Annotated in this window: 18 protein-coding genes; 15 read left to right on the top strand and 3 right to left on the bottom strand. The window is 60.2% G+C overall.

Annotation, left to right across the window (positions count from 1 at the left end):
• Positions 1 to 185 precede the first annotated feature (185 nt).
• The 4 genes from HUU46_18640 to HUU46_18625 all read left to right on the top strand — a co-directional run bounded on the left by HUU46_18640 (position 186) and on the right by HUU46_18625 (position 5,347).
• Positions 186 to 632, top strand: coding sequence for a hypothetical protein (locus tag HUU46_18640; protein ID NUM55665.1), 447 nt, complete (start codon positions 186 to 188; stop codon positions 630 to 632).
• A 136-nt stretch (positions 633 to 768) separates the two neighbouring features.
• Positions 769 to 3,672 carry a HEAT repeat domain-containing protein gene (locus tag HUU46_18635; GenBank protein NUM55664.1) on the top strand — a complete coding sequence of 968 codons (2,904 nt, stop codon included), beginning with the start codon at positions 769 to 771 and terminating at the stop codon, positions 3,670 to 3,672.
• A gap of 329 nt (positions 3,673 to 4,001) precedes the next feature.
• Positions 4,002 to 4,175, top strand: coding sequence for a hypothetical protein (locus HUU46_18630; GenBank protein ID NUM55663.1), 174 nt, complete (start codon positions 4,002 to 4,004; stop codon positions 4,173 to 4,175).
• Positions 4,151 to 5,347 carry a VCBS repeat-containing protein gene (locus HUU46_18625; protein ID NUM55662.1) on the top strand — a complete coding sequence of 399 codons (1,197 nt, stop codon included), beginning with the start codon at positions 4,151 to 4,153 and terminating at the stop codon, positions 5,345 to 5,347. The genes HUU46_18630 and HUU46_18625 overlap by 25 nt, the downstream gene beginning before the upstream one ends.
• 51 nt (positions 5,348 to 5,398) lie before the next feature.
• Here the strand turns inward: HUU46_18625 and HUU46_18620 are convergent, their stop codons facing one another.
• Positions 5,399 to 6,841 (bottom strand): hypothetical protein, encoded by a 1,443-nt coding sequence (locus HUU46_18620; protein ID NUM55661.1) that lies wholly within the window; start codon positions 6,839 to 6,841, stop codon positions 5,399 to 5,401.
• Positions 6,842 to 7,117: 276 nt separating this feature from the next.
• Here HUU46_18620 and HUU46_18615 point away from each other — a divergent pair, with 276 nt between their 5' ends.
• The 4 genes from HUU46_18615 (at position 7,118) to HUU46_18600 (ending at position 10,617) form a co-directional block, all read left to right on the top strand.
• A complete protein-coding gene (locus HUU46_18615; protein ID NUM55660.1) occupies positions 7,118 to 8,434 on the top strand; it encodes a hypothetical protein in 1,317 nt (438 codons plus the stop codon).
• A gap of 115 nt (positions 8,435 to 8,549) precedes the next feature.
• Entirely contained in the window at positions 8,550 to 9,845 is a 1,296-nt protein-coding gene (locus tag HUU46_18610) for a bifunctional methionine sulfoxide reductase B/A protein (GenBank protein NUM55659.1), read from the top strand.
• Positions 9,846 to 9,936: 91 nt separating this feature from the next.
• A complete protein-coding gene (locus HUU46_18605) occupies positions 9,937 to 10,218 on the top strand; it encodes a hypothetical protein (GenBank protein ID NUM55658.1) in 282 nt (93 codons plus the stop codon).
• Positions 10,219 to 10,233: 15 nt separating this feature from the next.
• Positions 10,234 to 10,617 carry a hypothetical protein gene (locus tag HUU46_18600; GenBank protein ID NUM55657.1) on the top strand — a complete coding sequence of 128 codons (384 nt, stop codon included), beginning with the start codon at positions 10,234 to 10,236 and terminating at the stop codon, positions 10,615 to 10,617.
• Positions 10,618 to 10,638: 21 nt separating this feature from the next.
• Here HUU46_18600 and HUU46_18595 read toward each other — a convergent pair whose 3' ends face one another.
• Positions 10,639 to 11,670 (bottom strand): zinc-binding dehydrogenase, encoded by a 1,032-nt coding sequence (locus tag HUU46_18595; GenBank protein NUM55656.1) that lies wholly within the window; start codon positions 11,668 to 11,670, stop codon positions 10,639 to 10,641.
• Between the two features lie 252 nt (positions 11,671 to 11,922).
• Here HUU46_18595 and HUU46_18590 point away from each other — a divergent pair, with 252 nt between their 5' ends.
• Positions 11,923 to 12,387, top strand: a complete 465-nt coding sequence (locus tag HUU46_18590) for a hypothetical protein (GenBank protein NUM55655.1) — start codon at positions 11,923 to 11,925, stop codon at positions 12,385 to 12,387.
• A gap of 7 nt (positions 12,388 to 12,394) precedes the next feature.
• Complete coding sequence (locus HUU46_18585) at positions 12,395 to 13,390, top strand: dihydrodipicolinate synthase family protein (GenBank protein NUM55654.1); 996 nt, start codon at positions 12,395 to 12,397, stop codon at positions 13,388 to 13,390.
• A 14-nt stretch (positions 13,391 to 13,404) separates the two neighbouring features.
• Here the strand turns inward: HUU46_18585 and HUU46_18580 are convergent, their stop codons facing one another.
• On the bottom strand, positions 13,405 to 13,782 hold the full coding sequence (locus HUU46_18580) for a sulfurtransferase (GenBank protein ID NUM55653.1): 378 nt from the start codon (positions 13,780 to 13,782) through the stop codon (positions 13,405 to 13,407).
• Between the two features lie 62 nt (positions 13,783 to 13,844).
• On the opposite strand from HUU46_18580, the gene HUU46_18575 reads away from it, so the two are divergent.
• From HUU46_18575 to HUU46_18555, 5 genes are all read left to right on the top strand, one after another.
• The gene (locus HUU46_18575) at positions 13,845 to 15,311 is read left to right on the top strand and encodes a serine/threonine protein kinase (GenBank protein NUM55652.1); all 1,467 of its coding nucleotides are present in this window, start codon (positions 13,845 to 13,847) and stop codon (positions 15,309 to 15,311) included.
• Between the two features lie 83 nt (positions 15,312 to 15,394).
• On the top strand, positions 15,395 to 16,909 hold the full coding sequence (locus tag HUU46_18570; GenBank protein ID NUM55651.1) for a protein kinase: 1,515 nt from the start codon (positions 15,395 to 15,397) through the stop codon (positions 16,907 to 16,909).
• 112 nt (positions 16,910 to 17,021) lie between these two features.
• Positions 17,022 to 18,410, top strand: a complete 1,389-nt coding sequence (locus tag HUU46_18565; protein ID NUM55650.1) for a DUF342 domain-containing protein — start codon at positions 17,022 to 17,024, stop codon at positions 18,408 to 18,410.
• 391 nt (positions 18,411 to 18,801) lie between these two features.
• Positions 18,802 to 19,599, top strand: a complete 798-nt coding sequence (locus tag HUU46_18560) for a PIG-L family deacetylase (GenBank protein NUM55649.1) — start codon at positions 18,802 to 18,804, stop codon at positions 19,597 to 19,599.
• Positions 19,596 to 20,882 (top strand): endo-1,4-beta-xylanase, encoded by a 1,287-nt coding sequence (locus HUU46_18555; GenBank protein NUM55648.1) that lies wholly within the window; start codon positions 19,596 to 19,598, stop codon positions 20,880 to 20,882. Before HUU46_18560 ends, HUU46_18555 begins: the two co-directional genes overlap by 4 nt.
• Positions 20,883 to 21,317 lie beyond the last annotated feature (435 nt).

Here is a 21,317-nt window from a genome sequence, read left to right as displayed (position 1 = left end):
AGTTATTGACGGTTAGGTAGCTTACGGGTAGGAACGAGCGGTGTTGTCCATTGATCGCATAGTTCGAGTTGGAAGAAAGTTTTCAAGCTTCGAGGAGGCGGAGGAAGCAGACCGGGAATTCTACCGCAGCCTGACGCCTGACGAGCGACTTCAGATCCTATTCGAATTGATACGAAGAGGCCAAGGTGACCCTGAACCGCGACTTGAAAGAGTTTGTCGAATTATTAAACGCTAATGGCGTTGATTACACGATCGTGGGCGCGCACGCGCTTGCCTTCCACGGATACTCGCGATTCACCGGGGACATCGACATCCTTCTGCAACCCTCCCGCGAGAATATGGAACGCCTTATTTCCGCGCTGAGAGAATTTGGGTTCGGAAGTCTCGGGTATAAGCCTGAAGACTTCCTCACTGCGGGAGAGTTCGTGCAGCTTGGAGTCTGGCCAAATCGAATAGACCTCCTTAACGAAATCAGTGGTGTCACAATCGACGAAATCTGGAAGACAAGAGTCAAGGGGAATCTAAGCGGCATCCCCGTATACTTCATCGCACGGAACGAGTTTCTCCAAAATAAGCGTGCGACCGGGCGCGGCAAAGACATCGTCGATATTGAATCGTTGGGCGAGAAATAGACCGACGATTTGTTGGATTTTATCGTTCCTGGAATTTGATCTGAAAACACGGACGGGGACAATCATGCTTCGACCGGCCATACTTGCAATATGCCTGTGTAGTTCAACCGTCGCCCAGCTTTCTCCCGAAGAGTCCATGGCGAAAATGAAAGTCGCGGACGGCCTGGAGGTCACGCTGTTCGCGGCGGAACCGGACCTGTTCAATCCGACGACGATCGATGTCGATGCGCAGGGGCGGGTGTGGGTGTGCGAGGCGCGGAACTACCGGTTGTTTAAGCAGCCGATCACGGACAAGGCGGGCGACCGCATTCGCGTGCTCGAGGACACGGACGGCGATGGGCGATGCGACAAGGCGACGACGTTCTACCAAGACCCGTCGTTGCAGGCGCCGATGGGAATCGCGGTGTTGGGCGACCGCGTGTACATCTGCCAGTCGCCGGACTTGTTTTACCTCGAAGACACCGACAAGGACGGCGTCGCGGACAAGCGCACGGTTGTCCTAACAGGATTCGCGGGCATCGATGGGGATCATGCGATTCATGGCGTCACATTTGGACCGGACGGTTACCTTTATTTCAGTAACGGCGATCAAGGGCTGGACGTCACCGACCAGAGCGGCAACCGCGTCCACGTGGGCAAGAACGCGCCGCACATGGCTGCGTCCGTCCTGCGCTGTGACCTCGACGGCAATCGGCTCGAACTCATCGCCGAGGGGATGCGCAATCCGTATGAGCCCGCTGTCGATCCTTGGGGTAACGTGTTTATTTCGGATAACGACGACGACGGCAACGAGCAATGCCGCGTAAATTTTGTAATGGATGGGGCGAACTACGGTTATTGGCCCCGCCGCAAGGGCGACCGCAAGCTGGATGAAGTGCATTGGAACACCGACCGCCCGGGGGTCATGCCGACGATGGTGAAAACGGGATTCGGATCGCCGACGGGGTTGATGTTTTATCAGGGAAACTTGCTGCAAAAACATCAAAACACGCTTATCCACGCGGACGCCGGACCTCGCGTAATCCGTTCGTATCGTCCGCGATTCAACGGTGCGGGATTCTCGGCGAAAATCGATATCCTTCTTTCGAATGAAGCGGACACATGGTTTCGTCCGAGTGACGTTTGTTCAGCACCAGACGGGGCGATCTTTATATCGGACTGGTATGATCCCGGAGTCGGTGGCCATCGAATGGGAGATACTGCGCGTGGGCGAATCTATCGACTCGCGCCGAAGGGAGTCAAACACACGGTACCCCCGTTTGATTTGTCGCGAGAGGAAGGGATTGCGCATGCCCTGAACTCGCCGAATCAAGCTCGACGTTACCAAGCGCACGTCGAGCTGTCAAAGCCACAATTCTCGGTGGATACGACCTTGCTTCGAGGTTTCGCCGCCTCGCAAAGTGCCGACTACCAAGCACGGGCCACATGGTTGTTAGCGCAGAATGAAACATTGGCAAACAAATTCGTGTTGGGAGCCTTCGCAAACAAGAGTACGCTTCTACGTGTTCAAGCAGTACGAATTGCCGCACGACTGGGATTTGACGATGTGCTACTCGCCGCGGCTTCAGACGTAGATCCGCAAGTTCGGAGACAAGTTGCGCTTTCATTGGCGTCCAGGAGTGCGGAGCCAAGTGTGGCAAAGATTCTCATGCATGTTGCGACTCAATACGACGGAATCGACCGCGTCTATCGCGAATCGATCGGCATCGCGTTCCGCGGCAAGGAATCATGGGCGTTCAACGAAGTCATCGCGCGGCTCGGCGACACTTGGGACGCGCGCCTCGCCGGACTCGTGATTCAACTGCATCCGCCCGACGCGTTGCCGCTTGTCCAATCCGCGCTAGGCAACAAGAAGTTGGGTAAAGACCTGCACACGCTCGCCATCGACGCGCTGGATGCGATTGGCACGAAGGAATCGGGCCGGGAGTTGGTTGCGGTACTCGGCTCTGATGCATCGCCGGACGTGAAGAACCACGCCCTGCACCATCTCGCGCGCGACGGAGGCGACGCATGGCGCGGCGTAACCGAAGGCGACGCGATGCTTGCGTATCTGAATTCGGCGTTGGCAAATCCCGAACTCCGCGGCGCCGCGCTGGCGTTTGTTCGGGACACGCAACTCGTGCCTATGCTGGGCCATGTCGCGGCGCTGGCGGCATCCCCAGACACGTCGCCCGACGTTCGTGTACAAGCGCTCGGCACCGTACAAGCAGTCGCGGCGCGCGCGCGCCGGAACGAGTCCGCGGAATACCTGAAGCCGATGGCGTCCTTGCTCGAATCGGACGACGCTGACACGCGTTCCGCCGCGGTGAAGGCCATTGGCGCGTTCAAAGGCGACGATGCGACCGACGTACTCACGAATGTGCTGGCAGACGCGAATGGCAACAGCGACGTTCGGCGCGAAGCGATGCACGCGTTGAGTAATTCTAGGGCGGGCGCGAACGTGCTGGTTGCGCTTGCGGAGAAGCAAGGGATTCCCCAGGACTTGCTGCTCGACGCGACGGAACTTTTGAATTCCCATTCGAGCGAGCAGATTCGCCTTATCGCGCAGAAGGTGCTGCCGCGCGCGGCGACGCGGGAAGGCACGGCGCTGCCCCCATTGGCGGAATTGCTTGCGATGTCCGGCGATCCGGCTCGTGGGAAGGAGACGTTTTTCAGTCCCGATCGCGCGCAGTGCTACCGATGCCACGTGATTAACGGCGAAGGCAAGGCGGTCGGGCCGGACTTGTCCAAGATTGGACAAAAGGCGAGTAAAGAGAATCTGTTCGATTCGATTCTCAATCCGAGTGCGGCGATTGCGCCGGAATACAAAGTGTGGATCGTCACTTCGTTCGAAGAAGGCGCGCTGAGCGGGTTCATCAAGTCCGACACGCCGGAGGCCGTCGAGTTAATGGATTCCGCGGGGAACACCATTCGACTCGATCCAAAAGACATCACCGAGCGCAGCGAGTCGAGCGCTTCGCTCATGCCGAATGGACTGACAGCCGCGCTCACCGCGCAGGAACTGGCGGATGTGGTTGCATATTTGCTGACGCTGAAGTGAGTGGGGAAAAGGACGTAAAGGACCAAAACGACGCAAACGGCAAAGTAGACATAGCGCGGCTTAGCCGCAGCCAGAGAGTTTTGCCAATCAATTTCAGATTTGAGATTTCAGAATTTCAGAGAATGATCGCACTAAGCGCCTCTAACATTAATGCCGAAACGCCTTCAGGGTACGTTCCCCAATGGGGGGGTTGGTACCCAGGGTAGCCCCGCCTACGTCGAAGCGACTTCGGCGGGCCAACCCTGGGCTGCGCGCCGAAACTCCTTCGGGGTAAACGCAAAGACGTCATTATTGTTAGAAGTTCTAAAGCCAAAGAGCTTACACAAGAAGTGCAAAAAAATCTGGGTATCTTCGCCGGAATCGATGCTGAGGACAAAAGGTTTGCATTGAACATGGATGCCGCGGCGGACGAAGTGGCCGCGAAGGACGATGAGGTCGCAGATTGGCGAATGCAGATCAATGTGAAGGGCGAATTGTTATGCGCGCTGCAGCAGGTACGATAGTTTTCATAGTGGGGTGTTTGGGCTTCGGATTGGAGGCAGCGTCCTTTCCCGCGTTCACGGAACACGTCATCAATCCCGAAGCGGAAGTGGTCTATGCCGTAGACGCCGCCGATATCAACGGCGACAAGAAACTCGATATCATCGGCGTAAGCGCGACCTATGTTGCATGGTACGAGAATTCCACGTGGACCCAGCATCGCATCGCGGACCAACTGCGCAATGACAACGTTTGCGCGGCGCCGTACGACATCGACGGCGACGGTGTTCCCGAAATCGCGGTGGGCGCGGACTGGCAGTTCAACAATACGAAAGGCGGCGGCGCGCTCTATCTGTTGAAGCACAACGGCGACCCTACCAAGGAGTGGGATGTCACGACGATTCGCGAATCGATCCCAACGCTTCATCGCATCCGTTGGGCCGATGTGGACGGTGACGGCAAAAAAGAACTTGTCGTCGCTCCACTGAAGGGGGTCAATTCGCATCCTCCGAGTTTCGACGACAAGCCGATTCGACTTCGCGTGTTGTATCCGCCCGCCGATTTGAGCGCGGGCGAATGGCGCGAGGAGATTGTGGACGAATCGCTGCACGTCTGCCATAACGTTTGGCCGTGGCGGCGCGTAGGACAGAATCGCGATGACCTTCTCGCCGCGTCTTTCGAGGGCGTCTCTCATTTTGTGCGCGGCAACGACGGAAGATGGACGAAGAATGCGTTGGCGCCGGGCAATTACGAACCGGCGCCGCGCGCGGGCTCCGGCGAGATCAAGGTCACTTCCGTCGAACCATACATGCTTGCGGCGATCGAACCGTGGCACGCGAACCATGTCGTCGTATACGTATACGAGAGCGGCGCATGGCGGCGCGAGGTGCTTGACGATTCATTCGCGGGTGGACACCTCGTGTACTGGGGCGATTTCGACGGCGACGGCGACGAGGACGTGGTGGCAGGGCACCGCGACGCGTCGTCCGTTTCGCAAACGGTCGGATTGTATGCCTACGAGCAGACGCGGGAAGACGGCAAGACGCGTTGGACAAAGCACACGATCGACGCGGGCGGAATGGCGACGGAGGATGGAGTCGTCGCCGACATCAACGGTGATGGCCGGCCCGATATCGTTGCAGGCGGAAGGTCAACGCACAACATCAAGTACTATGAGAATCTTGGAGCGAAGTAGCCCACGCCGCTCGCTACGCGGCGGACAATCTTCGCGCGCGGGGCGGCGCCGTTACTGCTTCACCGTATATGTCACGTCATCGAGATAGACGACCTGGCCATTTCCATCGATCCACGGTGAGACGAAGCCGAACCGATTGAACGCCGCGCCAGTCGCGCAGTGGTCCGCGGGAATTTCCAAGATCGAGGGCGCGGAATTGTCCAACGTAAACGAGACTTTCCCGCCGCCGTTGGCGCCTGGCTCGTACACCAACTTCCAATCGTGTGGCGTGCCGTCGGGATAGATGCGCGGCAAGTTCTCCGGGTAGCCGCTGTTGGAACCGTCGCCGTGGACGCGATAATTTGGATACGCGTAGAACCCCTGCGCGGACGGCCCCTCGATCGCAAAGCCGATGAAGTCGCTCGGTAACGCATGCTTCTGCGAATCGTTCACTCTTACGCTGTGCTCGGAGTGGAAGAAGCCGAACAAGGTTGTGCTGTCCGAGACGCCGCGCTTGAACACGATTTTGCCGGACGCGGCGAGCGGTTTGGCGAGCGAGAGCGCGTCGGTCTTCGCGCCGTAATACGAGAGCGTGTGCGGATACCGGCAGTCCCCGCGAAAGAACAGGCCGCCGAACTCGCCCGGCTTGGCGCCGCCGGCGAAGTTTGTCGTGCTATGGCCGTAGTTGAAACGCGGCCGAGTCTCGACGCTCATGAAGTTTGCCTTGTTCCCGACCGCTTCCCATTGCGGGTCCTTCGACAGATCGATCTTCTCGCCGTTGATTTCCAGCGAATCAAGATAGAAGGCCCCTCCCCCGTCCGCATGCTTGACGACTGTCATGAGTCCAAACCGGTCGAACGTGGCGCCGTCCGCGCGAAGCTCGGGCGTAATTTTTACGACGGATTCGACACCGTTAAAGGTCGCGGTGAAGGCGCCCGATCCGTCGTTGCCGTTTGGGTCGTAGTCGATCGTCCAGCGGTAGATTTCTCCGCCCGGAATTTCGATCGGGTGCATACGGTCGGCGGCTTGGTCGTATCGACCGATCACACCGGCTGTCGCGCGCCACTTGCTCGAGGTGAACTCCGTGTGCACGTGGAACGTTTCGCCCCTGCCGTTGACGCGGAACACGAGCGTGTTCGGCGTGCGCCACTCGTTCACCGTCTTCGCGTTGAAGAACCCAAGCAGGATGTTGCCCCCACCCTTCTTCACGGTGATGTTACCGGACGCGCTCATGGGCGTATCCAGCGTCATCGGCGCAAGTGGCTTGGCATAATACGCGGGATGCCCATCCGGTGTGATTGTCCCGCCGATGGTCCCACCCAACGACGGGGTATCGGAATACGCGGTGTACCCGAAATCTTGAACCACGGGACGCATCTCGATCGTCGAGCGGTTGTTCAGCCCGTCCCACCCGGGATCGGTGTCAAAATGTTCGGTCCGTTCCTCGGCGATTGCCGCAATCGCCAGGAGAAGCGTCGCCAGGAATCGCATCGGATTTTGAGTCGCGATTGACATCGATCGGTCTCCTTCAAGTGACAGGCCCCGACAATACTGCGCTAACCGTCGCCAGCGAACAACCGTGCGCGCGTGCCGAGAAATTCCCTCGCAACTCCCAGTTCCTATCGACACGATCGAGAATTGGCCCCTGTCCTCCGAGGCGCGCTACTTGGGGGCGTCGAAGAATGGAGCTTCGTGGGCGAGGCAATTGCGGCTCACGTACATACCATCACCCGCGCTGCCTGTATACTCGCCACCGTGAGGCGCGTTCGCCGGACGAGGGAGAATGGTATCATGTGCAGCATTCCAGTTAACCGCTATGTTGCGATGTTCTCGGCCGCGGTCCTGTTACTGGCGGGAGGCTATGCGTCCGCCGAGTTGACGGACGAAAGCGTTGGTACGCGATCGCAGCGGCCACCGAAGACAATTCGGGTCGACAACGACGATCTGCAACGCGTGGTTGACGCCGCGCCACCGCATTCGACGGTGGTCTGCAACTCGAACCGGCAACGCACACTCTCGGCGCAGGTGACGATACGAAAGCCAATCACGATCCAAGGGATCAATGCACGTCTTCCGGACGGCCTCGGAAACACGGCGCTCCTGGTCGTCGAAAGCGAAGGCGTTTCGATCACCGACTTTGAACTGACGGGCAACGCCGACACGGTGAACCAGGCCGTGCGCAGCCCGCTCATCATTGTTCACGCGGGGAATTTTCGCATCGAGCGTGGAACGTTCATCAACAGCGCGAAAGACGGCGTAATGGTCAATGGCCCGGGCGCGAAAGACGGTGACATAGTTGGTGGCGTTGTGCGGGATGTAGTAGGCCGCGGCGTGGTGCGCGATGTCGTGTCCATTGGTGGCGGCGGGGCCGCCCATACTATCCGCAACGTGCTGGTCGACAACGTGCGTGCGTACGACAGCAGCTTGCGCGGGGCGGTCGAGGTCAGCGACGGCACGGCGAACATTACCGTGCGAAACGTGTATGCGGAACGCTGCGTGTACGCGGTCGATGTCCAAGACCACGGAAAGCCGGACGAGATTAATACCAACGTTTTGATTGAAGACGTGCGGGCGTTCGACTGTAAACACGCCGTGCGGACCGCCAATCACCCGCACGGGCACTCGAACCTCACCATTCGCGATGTGATGAGCGAACGGTGCGCGCAGCCGCTCAAGATTTCCAATACGTGCGGACTCACGCTGGAAAACGTTCGCATCGCGGACCATCCCGCGGAGACGATTCCCGTCACCGTCACGCGTTGTGACAACGTGTGGATTCACGGCGTAGCCATTACGAACAGCGCGCACGCGGGACCCGGCATCGTTGTCGATGACTGCAACGAAGTATTGATAGACGGTATCGGCGTACACGGCGATGCAAGCGCGCTTACTGCCGCGGTGATTGTTCGCGTTTCGACTGAAATTAGGGGGCTGCATATCCACAACGTATCCGCCCGTGGGGTGAAAGAGGCGGGGATCATCCTCGAAAAGTCCACCGATGCGGCGACGATTTCCGAAGTCATCATTTCGGAGAACCGTGCGACCGTGATCGAGCGCAGCGGGGGATTGGCGACCGAGATCGAGCGGAATGTATTGCCGCCGAAATAAGTTCATATACGGCAAGGGCTTTTCGCGGACCTGACATGGAGCGCGCAGCACCGCGAATTCAATTCCCAGATTGGGCCGCTGTTTGGCCGGGAACGCCGCGGCGACATACAATGGCATGGCCAAACGAGTTGCGGGCAAAACGGATGTGGACGGTGAAGTTATGCTGCAAATGATTCGACACAAATCGGTGATGGTATTGCTGATGGGCGTCGCGCTAATCGCGGCGGGAATCCTCGGTCAGCCGCGGATCGCGGTGCAGGGCGCGGAGGCGGAAACGGCGAAAGAACAATCCGGGAGTTCATCCATGGTGACGGTGCGCATCATAAACAAGGAAGGCAGACTCACGGGGCCGGTCAGCGTCCCGCGCTTGGAACTTAGCGACGACGAGTGGCAGAAGCGCCTGACGCCGGAGCAGTTTCGGATTGTCCGCGCGAAAGGGACGGAACGGGCATTCTGCGGCACACTGCTCGACAACAAGAAGCACGGCTACTATCTTTGCGTCGCGTGCGGATTACCGCTGTTCCACTCCGGCGCGAAGTTCGACTCGGGCACCGGCTGGCCGAGCTTCTTTCAGCCGGTCGGAAAAGAGAACGTGATTGAAGAGTCGGATGTCTCCCACGGCATGGTCCGCACGGAGATTCTCTGCGCGCGGTGCGACGGCCATCTCGGGCACGTGTTCGAAGACGGACCGAAACCCACGGGCCTGCGCTACTGCCTCAATTCGGAATCGCTGAAGTTCGTTGACGATGCCGATGCGGCGTCGGCGGGCGAGGAAGTTCCGCCGCAGGCGTCGCTTGGTCCGGAAAAATCGGATGCCGCCACGGAACCCAAAGCAGTGACGCGCCTTCCCTTGCCTGCGAATGACACGGCGCTTGCGGCGGCGCCGGGGGAAGCCAAGGCCGTGTTTGCGGGGGGATGCTTCTGGTGCACTGAAGGTGTGTTCGAGAAGTTGGACGGCGTGAACGATGTAATGTCGGGCTACGCGAACGGCGATCCCGAGCGCACGACCTACGAAGAAGTCTGCGAAGGCGACACCGGCCACGCCGAATGCGTCCAGATTACGTACGATCCGTCGAAGATCACGTACGGGCGTCTGCTTCGCATCTTCATGGGCACGCACAATCCGACGCAACTCAACGCGCAAGGGGCTGACCACGGCACGCAATATCGTTCGGCAGTGTTCTACACGGACGACAAACAGAAAGAAGTCGCCGAATCGTATATCAAGGAACTGTCCGGCACGACGCTTTTCGGCGGCAAAAAGATCGTCACCGTGGTCGAGCCGCTCAAGGGCTTCTACCCGGCGGAGGACTACCATCAGGATTTCGTGAAGAACAATCCGAACTATCCCTACGTCCGGGCATACATGCCGGAAAAGCTGAAGAAGCTCGAGGAATTACTGAAGGATTGAGCGCGGATGCGGCGATGTTGCTGCATGTGAGTGGAAATGTTCTCGCGACAGGGCGGTAGAATGGGCAGTCGTTCGGGACGGGGGAAGCAGAATGGAGGTGCGCGACATGAAGCCGATTCGTGTGGTGATGCTGTGCTGCGCTATTGCCATTTGTTTCGGAGTGTCATTCTTTGCCGGGGTCGTGTACGCGGCTGACCAGCGGCTCACTGACGCCGATGGCAACCTGGAAAAGGCCATCGCGCTACTCCAGGCGGCGGAGAATCCCGGTGTTGAACCACCGTTCGGCGGGCACGACAAAAAAGCAATCAGTCATGCCAAGAAAGCGCGCAAACATATCGCCGAGGCGATCGCGTACGCGGACGGTATGCGCTAGGGGTTATCACCGCGTATGCTGATGCCACATTGGCGCCGTTCCACGATAGGGCTTGGTGCGGCGTGCTTTGTGCTACTCATGTTGTGCGGCTATCTCGCCGCCAGGTGGACTTCTCTGGTCGTCCACACCGCGTTCGCCGAAGACCAAATTCGAGTATTTGCGGACGCGGCCAATCGCGCGGCACGCGCCGAGCCGGGGGAAGCCGCCGACAGTCTTGCATACGTGATCGACTACTACCCGTCGGGCACGAAGCAGGCGACCGGATCGCGGCTCGATGCGTTAGTTGAAACAGCGCGGGATTCTGCGATTCTAAGCATCATTCGCTCACTGAAGGCCAAGACGGGAGAGAATCACGGCGAGGACCCAAAAGTTTGGGTAAAGAAATATGGGACAAAGTAATCCGGTCACCGCAGAGGGCTTCTACATTACCAAGACAATCTTTCCGAATTGATCGCCATTTTCCATGCGCTCCTGCGCGGCGCGCGCGTCGGCGAGCGGAAAGACTTTGTCGATGACCGGCTTCATCTTCGCCGCGGACACCGCCGAAACCATCGCGCGGAACTCTTCCTGCGACCCCATAGTCGATCCCATAACGCTGATGTGGTTCCAGTACAGGGCGGCGATGTCGACTTCCGCGGTCTTGCCGGTGGTGACGCCGCAGTGCACGATGCGGCCCCCTTTGCGCACGCTGGCGAAGTTGATGGGCCACGTGCCCGCGCCAGTGGTATCGAGCACCAGATCGACGCCGCGCCCGTGCGTGATGCGCTTTACCTCCGCGCCGACATCGGGCGTCTTCGCGTAGTTGATAAACGCATCCGCACCCATTTCACCCGCGCGTGTCAGTTTATCCTGCTTCGACGACGTTACGATTACGCGCGCACCCATGAGCTTCGCGAGTTGCAGCCCTGCGATTGCGACGCCGCCGCCGATTCCGTGAATCAGCACCGTCTCCCCCGCCTTCAATTGCCCACGCGTGGTAAGCATGCGCCACGCTGTGAGATAGGCCAGCGGGAGCGCGGCGGCTTCCTGCGTGGACAGGTGTTCCGGCGCGGGCACGAGGCATACCGCGGGGACAGCGGCGTTTTCCGCGAACGTGCCCCATCGTCCGAGCCCAACGATGCTATAGCTTGAGCATTCGCTGTGATCGCCGCGCAGGCACCACTCACAGCGACCACACCACAGCCCGGGATTCAGCACCACCCTGCTGCCAATCAGCGTGCGGTCCACCCCGTCGCCCACGTCCAGCACGGTCCCCGCGGCATCCGAACCGAGCACATGCGGAAAGGCCAACGTCAGCCCCGGCCTTCCCTTTCGCACCCAGATATCGAGATGGTTCAGGGCCGCGGCCTCGACATCGACGAGGGCCTCGCCAAAGCCGATTGTCGGGTTTGGCACGTCGCCAACGGAGAGTTGGTCAAGTTCTCCGTGGGAGCGAATATGTGCGGCGCGCATGGCGGTCTCCTCGTTGGATTAGCAACAACGTTGGGTTGCAACAGCCGGCGGTCCGGCTCGGTCGGAGCCTCGCCCCACCCGGCGAGGGACACGGCGTAACAGTAAGTCTAGCAAAGTGTGGAACTTATCGACAAGCGGGGACCCATATTCAATTAAATCAATACCGTATATTCCGCTAATCACGAAAATTCTTGCTAATTGGCGATAAATGTGATAGCCTTTCTCTGGCGTCCGTGGCAGGAGAACCGTCTCATGGAACTGGAACTAATACTCGCGCACATTCAGGAGCACGCAGCACAGTACGGGGTGGTTGCTGCGATTGTGGCGCCCCTGCTTTATTTCACACGCCGGTGGACATGGGGGCCGATTCAGTGGGTGCTCGAGTTGATCGTTTACTTTGGCATCTTCCACACGATCCTGCACTATGTCGTCGCATTGACCGACTGGTTCCAGTTCGAGTCGCAGATGAAGATGCTGGTCCAGGAGAAAGTCCGAATGGGGTACATGACCCCCTTGGCGGCGCCTTGGGAAATGGAAGCGTATAACCCGCAGTGGCTTTTCTATCTTGAGTGCGCTTCCGTCGTGTTGATAATTGCCGCGATGTTCCGGTACCGTCCCATGAAAACGCAGAAGCCTCTGCCAAAGCGCGAGGCATTGCGGAAAGGGGTCGCACCGGGGGTACGTCCGCCGACGTCCACTGTCCGCCCGAAAGGCTAAATCGCGGATGACAGATTTCTTCGTTCGGGGCGCCATCTCGAACGTGTTCACGGTCTGGGACGACCAGGGCCGGTTCGACCCGGATGGCCAGCGCAACCTCCTTGACTATCTCTACGACGCGGGTTCGATTTCCACCTATTTTGTTCGGTCCGGCATGGGCCAGATGTACGCCTACCAGTATGACGACGTGAAGGCGATGGCGTCGTTGGCGTGTGCGCATCTTGCCGGGCGCGCGCCGGTGCTGGTGGGGACCGCGGGGATTTGGGACAAGAACTACGACAAGCGGCCGGACCCCGGCGTGTTCATGCAACAGGCCGTTGAACTCAGCCAGTTTGCGGAGCAGCAGGGCGCGGCGGGCGTGGTCCACACGATGCCGGAAGCGTTATTGCCGCGAGACGGCGAGACGCACGCGGACGTGATCCTGCGTTATTTCGAGCGGATCAGCGACGCCGTCCAGGTCCCGATCTGGCTCTACCAACCGCCGGGCACCCAGAAGGAATACTGCGTAACCATGGATCTCGCGGTACGCCTCGCGGAAATCCCGCGCGTCGCCGCGATGAAAGTGTCCACGGTCGACGCGCAGTACATCTACAACCTGTGCTACGCGATGGCCCCGCTCGGTTTCAAGTTCATCGCCGGATCGGAGTGCGGGTTTCTCGCGGCGCTGTACGCAGGTGCATCGGCGTGCATCGGACAGGGCTGCACGCTGAATCCCGTTACCATCAAGGCCATTCAGGATCGATACGAGGCCGGGGACCAGCAGGGCGCTATAGAGGCGCAGCGCTCGACCAACTATCTCGTCGAGGTAGGCGTGAGCACGGTCGAATGGTTCAAGCGCTACATCACTGACCGCGGCTACCCGGTCTCGACGCATGCGCGCGACATGGGCGCGAACCCGTACGTCGGCGCGCCAGCGCCGTTGACGCAAGACGCGTACGAGTCGTTCAAGGCGGTCTTTGAGGCAGAATTGTTGAAGTTTGACACTGTGCCGCCGCGGCGATAACTCCTCCGCTTAGTTCACGCTCTCACGAGCGGGTAGTCCGCTTCACACCATGCACGGTAGCCGCCGTCCATCGACACGACATTGGTGTAGCCCATCTTCTGAACGGCGTCCGCTGCGAGGGCGCTGCGGTATCCGCCGCCGCAATACAGGACAATGTCCGCGCCGGAATCGGGGACTTTGGTTTCGATGTCGCGTTCGATGACGCCTTTGCCGATATGGATTGCACCGGGCAGGTGGGATTTGGCGAACTCGGATTCCTCCCGCACGTCGACGAGGAAGAACCGGTCTCCCGCGTCAAGCCGCCGCTTCAAATCGGCAATCGTGCATTCGCGAATACGTGAGCGGGCGTCGTTAACAATCGCCTCGAACCCGGGACTATGTTGTTTGGCCATGACACTTCGTAGGCTCCAAAAAAGTTTACTCCGTGTACAATATCATGGAGCGAGGGAAGTCCATGAACGACATCACACCGGCCAATGACGGTCTGACGGGCCACCGAATCGGTCAATTTCAGGTGGCGCGCCGCTTGGGGGCAGGCGGGATGGGCGAGGTGTATCTCGCGCGAGACGTTTCGTTGGGGAGGCCGGTGGCGCTTAAGGTGTTGCGGCCTGCGTGGGCGCGCGAGCCGCAGTTGGTCGAGCGGTTCCATCGCGAGGCGCGCGCGGCGGCGCAGTTGAGCCATCCCCACATCGTGCAAATATACGCGGTGGGCACGACGGACACGGTGACGTACATCGCGATGGAGTTTGTGCAAGGCGCGGCGCTGGACAGCGTACTGCGCCAGCATGGGGCCCTTCCGTGGCAGCGGGCGCTGAGCATCACAGGCCAGATTGCGTCGGCACTGGAAATGGCGCATGCGCGGGGAATTATTCATCGCGACATCAAGCCGGCAAACATCCTCATCGATCAACAGGGCCGTGCGCGGGTCACGGATTTTGGCGTCGCGAAGGTCATCGGGGCGAACACGCAACTGACGACCGACGGCACGCTGATTGGCACGCCGGAGTACATGTCTCCCGAACAATGCGGCCTAGGCAAGGTCACGCCGGCGAGCGATCTCTTTTCGCTTGGCGCGATGCTGTATGAAATGTTGACGGGATCGCTCCCGTTCACCGGCGAAACGTATGCGGGCGTCATTCGAAGTGTCACGCAAGACACGCCACGGCCCTTGGACGATCTCGTCATGGGCGTGCCGAACAGCGTGGTCTTCATTGTCGGAAAACTGTTGGAGAAAGACCCCGCACGACGCTACGCGACGGCGACGGAACTGATCGAGGACCTGTCGCGCATTGCGTCGGGCAGCGCGCCGCTGATCGATGTTACGGCGCAACCGGTTGCGGCCTTGCCGCCGCCTCGCGCCAAGCACCGCCCCCTGGTTACGACGAAAACGATTGGGATGGCTGCAGCGCTTGTCGTCGTGGCCGTCGGCATAGCGGCGGTTGGGTTGAGCGCGCGGTCGGATTCCGGCGCTTCACCGGCGACTGCTCCGACGCCGGCGGCGGACCCGGGCCAGGTCGAGATTGTAGCGCCGGCGACGCAAACGGCGGTTGCGCCGCTCGGACCTCCAGCGGGTATGCCCGGTCCACCTCCGCCGCTTTCCGCGCGGGAAGTGCTTACGCGCCACGACCTGAACCTCGACGGGCAGATCGTGGCGTCCGAACTGCCTGCGGAAGTACGGCCGCACCTGATGATGTTGGACACCGACAGGGATGGCGTGCTGACGCTGAAGGAACTGGAGGCCGCACCGCAGCGGCGGCCACCGCCGCAGGGCGGGCCGGGGGCGCATCCGCCTCCCGGTGACCCGAACTTCCCGTCGCAGGCCGGGGCACAAGGGCCGCCACCCCCGCCGGGGGCACAAGGGTTTGGGGCACCGCCACCTGGACCGCCAGGGCTTGGCGGGTCGAGGCCTCGACCTCGCTAGCGGGGCCAAACCTTCGCGTTTGGTGTTAAAGCCGGGAGAGTTGTTTGCCGAAAACTACGGCATGGTGAAGTTTGGAAGTTTCGATGGAAGAAAAGACTGCGCACCCCGGAAGCCTCGCCGGAAAGCGGCTGGGCAACTACCAAATCCATAGCCGCCTTGGGAAAGGTGGAATGGGCGAAGTGTACATAGCGCACGACATTCCGCTCGATCGGCCGGTCGCGCTCAAAGTGCTTCGCGCGGGTCTGGCGCACGACGAGCAACTGGTCGAACGCTTCCACCGCGAAGCGCGCGCGGCAGCGAAGTTGAACCATCCGAACATCGTGCAGATTTACGCGGTTGGCACGGAAGACGGCGTGCCGTATTTCGCGATGGAATGGATCGATGGCGCACCGCTCGATACGGTGTTGAAAGAGCAGGGCGCAATCCCGTGGCAGCGCGCCATGAATATCGTTGGCCAGGTCGCGTCCGCTCTCGAGACGGCGCACGCGAGGGGCGTCATCCACCGCGACATCAAACCGGCGAACATACTGATCGACAAGCGGGAACAGGCGCACGTCAGCGATTTTGGCGTCGCGAAAGTTCTATCCGCGCGGACCCAATTGACGACGGAAGGCACATACATCGGGACGCCGCAGTACATGTCGCCCGAGCAATGCGGCATGGGCGAGATATCGCCCGCGAGCGATCTTTTTTCGCTCGGCGCGACCGCGTATGAAATGCTAACCGGCGCGGTTCCCTTTGAAGGCGACACGCCGGCGACGCTGATTCGAAAGATCACGCAGGACCCGCCCAAGCCGCTCGATGACATGGTCATGGGCGTACCGGATTCGGTGAAGGTACTTGTCCACCGTCTGTTGGAGAAGGACACGGAGCGGCGGTATCAGTCGGCGCATGACGTGCTAACCGACCTCGCGCTGATCAAAGCGGGCACGGCGTTGAAACAGACTGTCGCGATGCGGGCGCCGGAGAACTCGCCTTCGCGCATACCAACGAGACGGCGCGCGTCAATGCGCACAATCGCAATCGTTGCCGGAGTTCTACTTCTTGCGGTCATGGCCGGTGCGGTGGGCCTTCGCGAAAAGCGGAAGCAGACGGAGCAGCGGAACCAGGCGAAAGCCGAGGCATCCGCGAGCGCCCCGGCAAGCGCCGAGGATGCGCTCGACGGCGCATCGCTGCCCGCGCCAGGCGATGTGATCGCGCGTTTCGACGCCAATCGCAGCGGAGCCGTCGAACCGGAAGAAATGCCGGCCAACGCAAAGGGTGTCCTTTTGAAGGCGGACCGCGACGGCGACGGCACGGTGACGCGCGACGAGATCATGGCGATGCGAAAGCGATTGGCCGGGCAGTTTCTCGGCGCGCGAGACCGCGCGGACCAACGGCCAAATCTGCGGAAGGACACGATCCAGCCGGAGGACGTCATGCTTTTGTATGACAAGAACGCGGACGGCGTCATCACGCTGGACGAAGTGCCGGCGGAACTTGGCAACTTTTTCCGTGCGAACGATCTCAATCGGGATTCGAACGTGACGTTACAGGAGATTGAAGAGAATCGCGCCAGAATCCTGCAGAGGCAACCGAAACGATCCGGCACGCAATGAAGCCGGCACCGTATCGCCCCGCTTGACTTTTGACCGTTCACCCAGATAATCATCCGCAGCGGGGTGAGATAGTGCGCCATATGCGCGCACCCGCAACCGCCCGGGGAGCGACATGGCCGCGACCACACGCGTTTACGTAACGAAGGATAGGCTGTCCGCGCGAGTGGACTGCATCGTGGATTCGGGCAACGTAAACGAAACCGTCGCGGACGTGTTGGTGCAAAGCGCCACCATGGGTATTGATCCGCCGTTGAAGGCGGCGAATATCCAGGCCGCATTGCTTGCGGCGGCGTCGAGCGGTCCGCACGTTGCAGGGTTGGTGTTGTCGCAGGGGACGCCGCCGATTCCGTCCGTGCCCGGCTCGCTTTCGTGGGAGCGCGACTTTTTCTCCGCGCCGTTTGTGGAAAACCCCAAGACGGGCAGGGTGGACTATCGCCAGCACCTCGATAACAGTATTGTTGCGTCGGGCGACATCATCGCCACATTAACCCCTCCGAAGCCCGGCACGCCCGGGTTGGATGTATTCGGAAAGACCATCGCTGTCGCGAAACCGGGAGGACCGAATGTCCGCGCGGGCGAAGGCGTGGAATTCGATGGGGCGACCAATACGTTTGTTGCGACCACGATCGGACGCGTGCGATTTGCGAAGGGCGTTCTATCCGTCGACCGCACGTATTCGGTCAAGGGCAGCATTGGAATCAAGACGGGGCATGTCAATTACCCGGGGGCGGTGGACGTCGCCAAGGATGTCGAGCCGGATTCGATACTCGAGGCGGGCGGTACTGTACACGTGGCCGGGGCCGCGGAGGAATGCATTATAGAAGCGGGCGGCGACGTTCTGATCGGGCACGGAATCATTGGCGGCGGCAAGACCAAGGTCCACGCCGGAGGAAGTATTGAGGCCGCGTTTGCAGAACGCGCCGAGATTGTTGCGGGCCACGACGTTCGAATTCGGCGCGAATTGATCCAATGCTTGACGAACGCGCACGGCGCGGTACTGATTCCGGACGGGCAAATCATCGGCGGCAGGGTGAATGCGGTGTTCGGGATCGATGCGGGACAAGTCGGCAGCCACGGGGACGTGCCCACGACCTTGATCGCGGGGGTCGACGCGACATTGCAGGAGCAGATTGCGTCCCGCCACGCGGATGCGGACGAGTGCCACGAGGAGATCGTACAGCTTAACGAACGAATCGCGCCGTTCAAGGCGCGGGAAAGCACGCTTTCCTCCTATTTGAAGGACAAGATGGATGCGTTGCTGAGGGACCTCGCGAAGGCGGAGGCCCGGCTCGAACAAACGACTCACGAGCTTGAGCAGCTCACGGCGCAGTCCAACGAGCGAGCGAAGTCCGTCATACGAATTCGGCGCAAGGTGTACCCCGACACGCACCTTCGCATCGCGTACGCGAAACTGGACGTGGAGCGTGAGATGGACGGCCCTCTCGTGGCCCGGTTGAACGATGAGGGCGAATTGGTGCTCGAGCCGGATTCGAGCGCATAGCGCTTGGGATTCACGCTGTTGGTCGTCGTTGCGCGCCCGCACGCAAGCATGTAAAAGTCTGTGAATCCTCTCCGTGGCTCACGCCAGCAACCGCACCTACTCCGGCAGCGCTCTGAAATTGCGCACTGTGTAGTGGCAGCCCGCCGGATGTAATTGGCACTGAGTTCCGATTACGATTACGAGTCGCCATAAAGCACTGCTTCACGCAAAGTCGATTGAAATTGGTGGAGACCAAAGGACCGAAGGGACCTAAAGGACGAGAGGCGTGACCACTTGTATCAATGGTAGCACGAGCACGAGAATACGGTACACGCAAGTCTGAAACGATTTTGAAGCGCGCGAAGCGCCGCGGCACATCGCGGTTCAATTAGGGAGGAGGGTCCGTCTGCGCATGTCCAAGCCCGTAGTACTGGCTGTTGCGGCACACCCCGATGATATCGAGCTCATGATGGCGGGGACGATGCTGATGCTCGCCCGCGCGGGCTGGGAAGTGCATTACATCAACCTATGCAACGGATCGATGGGAACTGCCGAGCACGATCGTGACACGATCGTTGCGATTCGCGCTGAAGAAGGGCGCGAAGCCGCGCGAATCCTGGGGGCGACGTGGCACCCGCCCATGGTTGACGACCTTGACCTCTACTACGACCGATCCCTTCCGCGCCGGCTCGGCGCGGTAGTGCGCGATGTGAAACCGGCGATTATGCTCGTGCAGTCGCCGCAGGACTACATGGAAGATCATATGAACGCGTGCCGTGTGGCCGTGACCGCTGCGTTTTGCCGCGGCATGCGCAACTTCATCACCGACCCGATTCGCGAGCCGGTTGCCGGGGAAGTCACGCTGTACCACGCGTTGCCATGGGGTTTGCGCGATCCGCTGCGCCGCGTCATCCGCGCGGGTCAGTATGTGAATATTGAGCCGGTGCTCACGATGAAGCGCGCCGCGCTGGCCGCGCACAAGAGTCAAAAGGAATGGCTCGACCGAAGCCAGGGTCTCGATAGTTACCTCACGACGATGGAAGATATGGCGCGTCAGGTTGGGCGCATGTCCGGCACGTTCGATTGCGCCGAAGGCTGGCGCCGCCATCTGCATCTGGGATTCTGCGCCGAAGGCGCCGACCCGTTGGCTGACGCGCTCGGCAATTCAGTCGTTATTGACGAAGCCTACGAGCGAGCCCTGGACCAATGACGCGCGATTGTCCCGTGCAACGATTCGGCGCTGCGTTCGGCGTCCTTTGCCTGTGTATCTGGAGCGAAGCAGGCGCGGCGAGATTTGACGCGAGCGCTCTATCCCCGGACGAGGCGGGGACCTTGTCGGAGGCGCGCGCGATCATTGAGCGCGTGCGAACGGGCGAGGTTACGCTGCGTGTCATAGACGGTTCCGGCGCGCCGGTCGCAAACGCGCCGATTACCGTCGAACTGAAGCAGCACGCGTTTCTCTTCGGGTGCAACATTTTCGGGTTTGACGAATTCGCGAGCGACGCCGAGAACGAGGAGTACAAACAGCGGTTCGAGGAACTATTCAATTACGCCACGACGGGGTTTTACTGGAAGTCGTACGAACCGATACGCGGCAAGCCGAACTATGCAAAGACGGACGCGATAGTGGCGTGGTGCAAAGCGCGCGGTATTCGCGTAAAGGGGCATCCGTTGCTGTGGGACCATGAGGCCGCGGAACCGGTATGGTCAGACGGCCAGCCGAGCATGGACATCCAGCAGCAACGCGTACGCGAGATCGTGTCGCGCTACAAGGGCGCGATTGACTATTGGGAAGTGGTCAACGAACCGTCGCACGTAACCGGTGTTGCGATAGACGGACCCTACCGTTGGGCGCGAGAGTCCGACCGGAACGCGCACCTCATCGTCAACGACTACCACGTCATGGCGGATGGATACCGCCCGTTCTTCGAGCTTCTTCAGAATGCGATCGACAACGCAATTCCATTTGACGGCGTCGGCATTCAGGCGCACGAACCGCGCACGATGCGATTTCCGCTGCATCGCGTAAAGGCCACGCTGGACACGTATGCGACGCTTGGCAAGTCGATCCACATCACCGAATTTACGCCGACGTCCGCCGGCGCGCCGATTACCGGATCGACGATCAAAGGCAACTGGAACGAACAAAGGCAGGCGGAGTACGCCGAACAGTTTTACACAGTTTGCTTCGCGCACCCGGCAGTCGCGGCGATCACGTGGTGGGACCTGTGCGACGCGAAATCGTGGTTGAAAGGCGGCGGTCTGCTGCGCGATGACCTCTCCCCGAAGCCTGCGTACGACGCATTGAAGCGGCTCATTCGCGAGCAATGGCACACGCGCGAGAGGGGCGAGACCGACGGGCAGGGAACCTTCTCGCTGCGCGGCTATTTCGGGTCCTACCGGGTCGAGGTCGGGAAGGACGACGGAATGCTGTCGGCGGAGATTCGATTGGAGGAGAAGACGAGATCGCCGATGGTAGTCACAGTGGAATGACGCGGTTATCGATCGCGATTTCGAGTGGAAGTTTACGCGGGTATCAGCCGGGCGTGAATGAAGCTGGCGGTGGCCAAAGGACCCAGCGCGGCTTGTGGCCGCAACCAAAGAGTTTTGTCAATCAATTTCAAATTTGAGATTGCAGAATTTCAGAGAGCACCTCGATGAAGCAATGGAGCTTACGCGAGGAGTGCAAAACTTCGTGGATATCTTTGCCGGAATCGATGCAAGGGCCTCTAACATTAATGCCAAAACCCCTTCAGGGTACATTCCCCAATGGGGAGTGGTTGGTACCCAGGGTAGCCCCGCCTGCGTCGGAGCGACTTCGGCGGGCCAACCTTGGGCTGCGCGCCGAAACCCCTTCGGGGTAAACGCAAAGACGTCATGATTGTTAGAAGTCCTAAAGGACCAAGAGCACCCAAACGGCGAGGGACG

It is taken from the genome of Candidatus Hydrogenedentota bacterium (assembly GCA_013359265.1).
In the GTDB taxonomy this organism is placed as follows: domain Bacteria; phylum Hydrogenedentota; class Hydrogenedentia; order Hydrogenedentales; family SLHB01; genus JABWCD01.
This window is presented reverse-complemented; position numbering and strand designations above follow the sequence as displayed.

Excerpts from the sequence above, each read along its gene's own strand:
- HUU46_18585 (NUM55654.1), top strand. The coding sequence starts at position 12,395 with ATGACAGATTTCTTCGTTCGGGGCGCCATCTCGAACGTGTTCACGGTC.
- HUU46_18610 (NUM55659.1), top strand. The coding sequence starts at position 8,550 with ATGGCCAAACGAGTTGCGGGCAAAACGGATGTGGACGGTGAAGTTATG.
- HUU46_18590 (NUM55655.1), top strand. The coding sequence starts at position 11,923 with ATGGAACTGGAACTAATACTCGCGCACATTCAGGAGCACGCAGCACAG.
- HUU46_18620 (NUM55661.1), bottom strand. The coding sequence starts at position 6,841 with ATGTCAATCGCGACTCAAAATCCGATGCGATTCCTGGCGACGCTTCTC.
- HUU46_18580 (NUM55653.1), bottom strand. The coding sequence starts at position 13,782 with ATGGCCAAACAACATAGTCCCGGGTTCGAGGCGATTGTTAACGACGCC.
- HUU46_18600 (NUM55657.1), top strand. The coding sequence starts at position 10,234 with ATGCTGATGCCACATTGGCGCCGTTCCACGATAGGGCTTGGTGCGGCG.
- HUU46_18555 (NUM55648.1), top strand. The coding sequence starts at position 19,596 with ATGACGCGCGATTGTCCCGTGCAACGATTCGGCGCTGCGTTCGGCGTC.
- HUU46_18635 (NUM55664.1), top strand. The coding sequence starts at position 769 with ATGGCGAAAATGAAAGTCGCGGACGGCCTGGAGGTCACGCTGTTCGCG.
- HUU46_18615 (NUM55660.1), top strand. The coding sequence starts at position 7,118 with ATGTGCAGCATTCCAGTTAACCGCTATGTTGCGATGTTCTCGGCCGCG.
- HUU46_18575 (NUM55652.1), top strand. The coding sequence starts at position 13,845 with ATGAACGACATCACACCGGCCAATGACGGTCTGACGGGCCACCGAATC.
- HUU46_18595 (NUM55656.1), bottom strand. The coding sequence starts at position 11,670 with ATGCGCGCCGCACATATTCGCTCCCACGGAGAACTTGACCAACTCTCC.
- HUU46_18625 (NUM55662.1), top strand. The coding sequence starts at position 4,151 with ATGCGCGCTGCAGCAGGTACGATAGTTTTCATAGTGGGGTGTTTGGGC.
- HUU46_18570 (NUM55651.1), top strand. The coding sequence starts at position 15,395 with ATGGAAGAAAAGACTGCGCACCCCGGAAGCCTCGCCGGAAAGCGGCTG.
- HUU46_18605 (NUM55658.1), top strand. The coding sequence starts at position 9,937 with ATGGAGGTGCGCGACATGAAGCCGATTCGTGTGGTGATGCTGTGCTGC.
- HUU46_18565 (NUM55650.1), top strand. The coding sequence starts at position 17,022 with ATGGCCGCGACCACACGCGTTTACGTAACGAAGGATAGGCTGTCCGCG.
- HUU46_18560 (NUM55649.1), top strand. The coding sequence starts at position 18,802 with ATGTCCAAGCCCGTAGTACTGGCTGTTGCGGCACACCCCGATGATATC.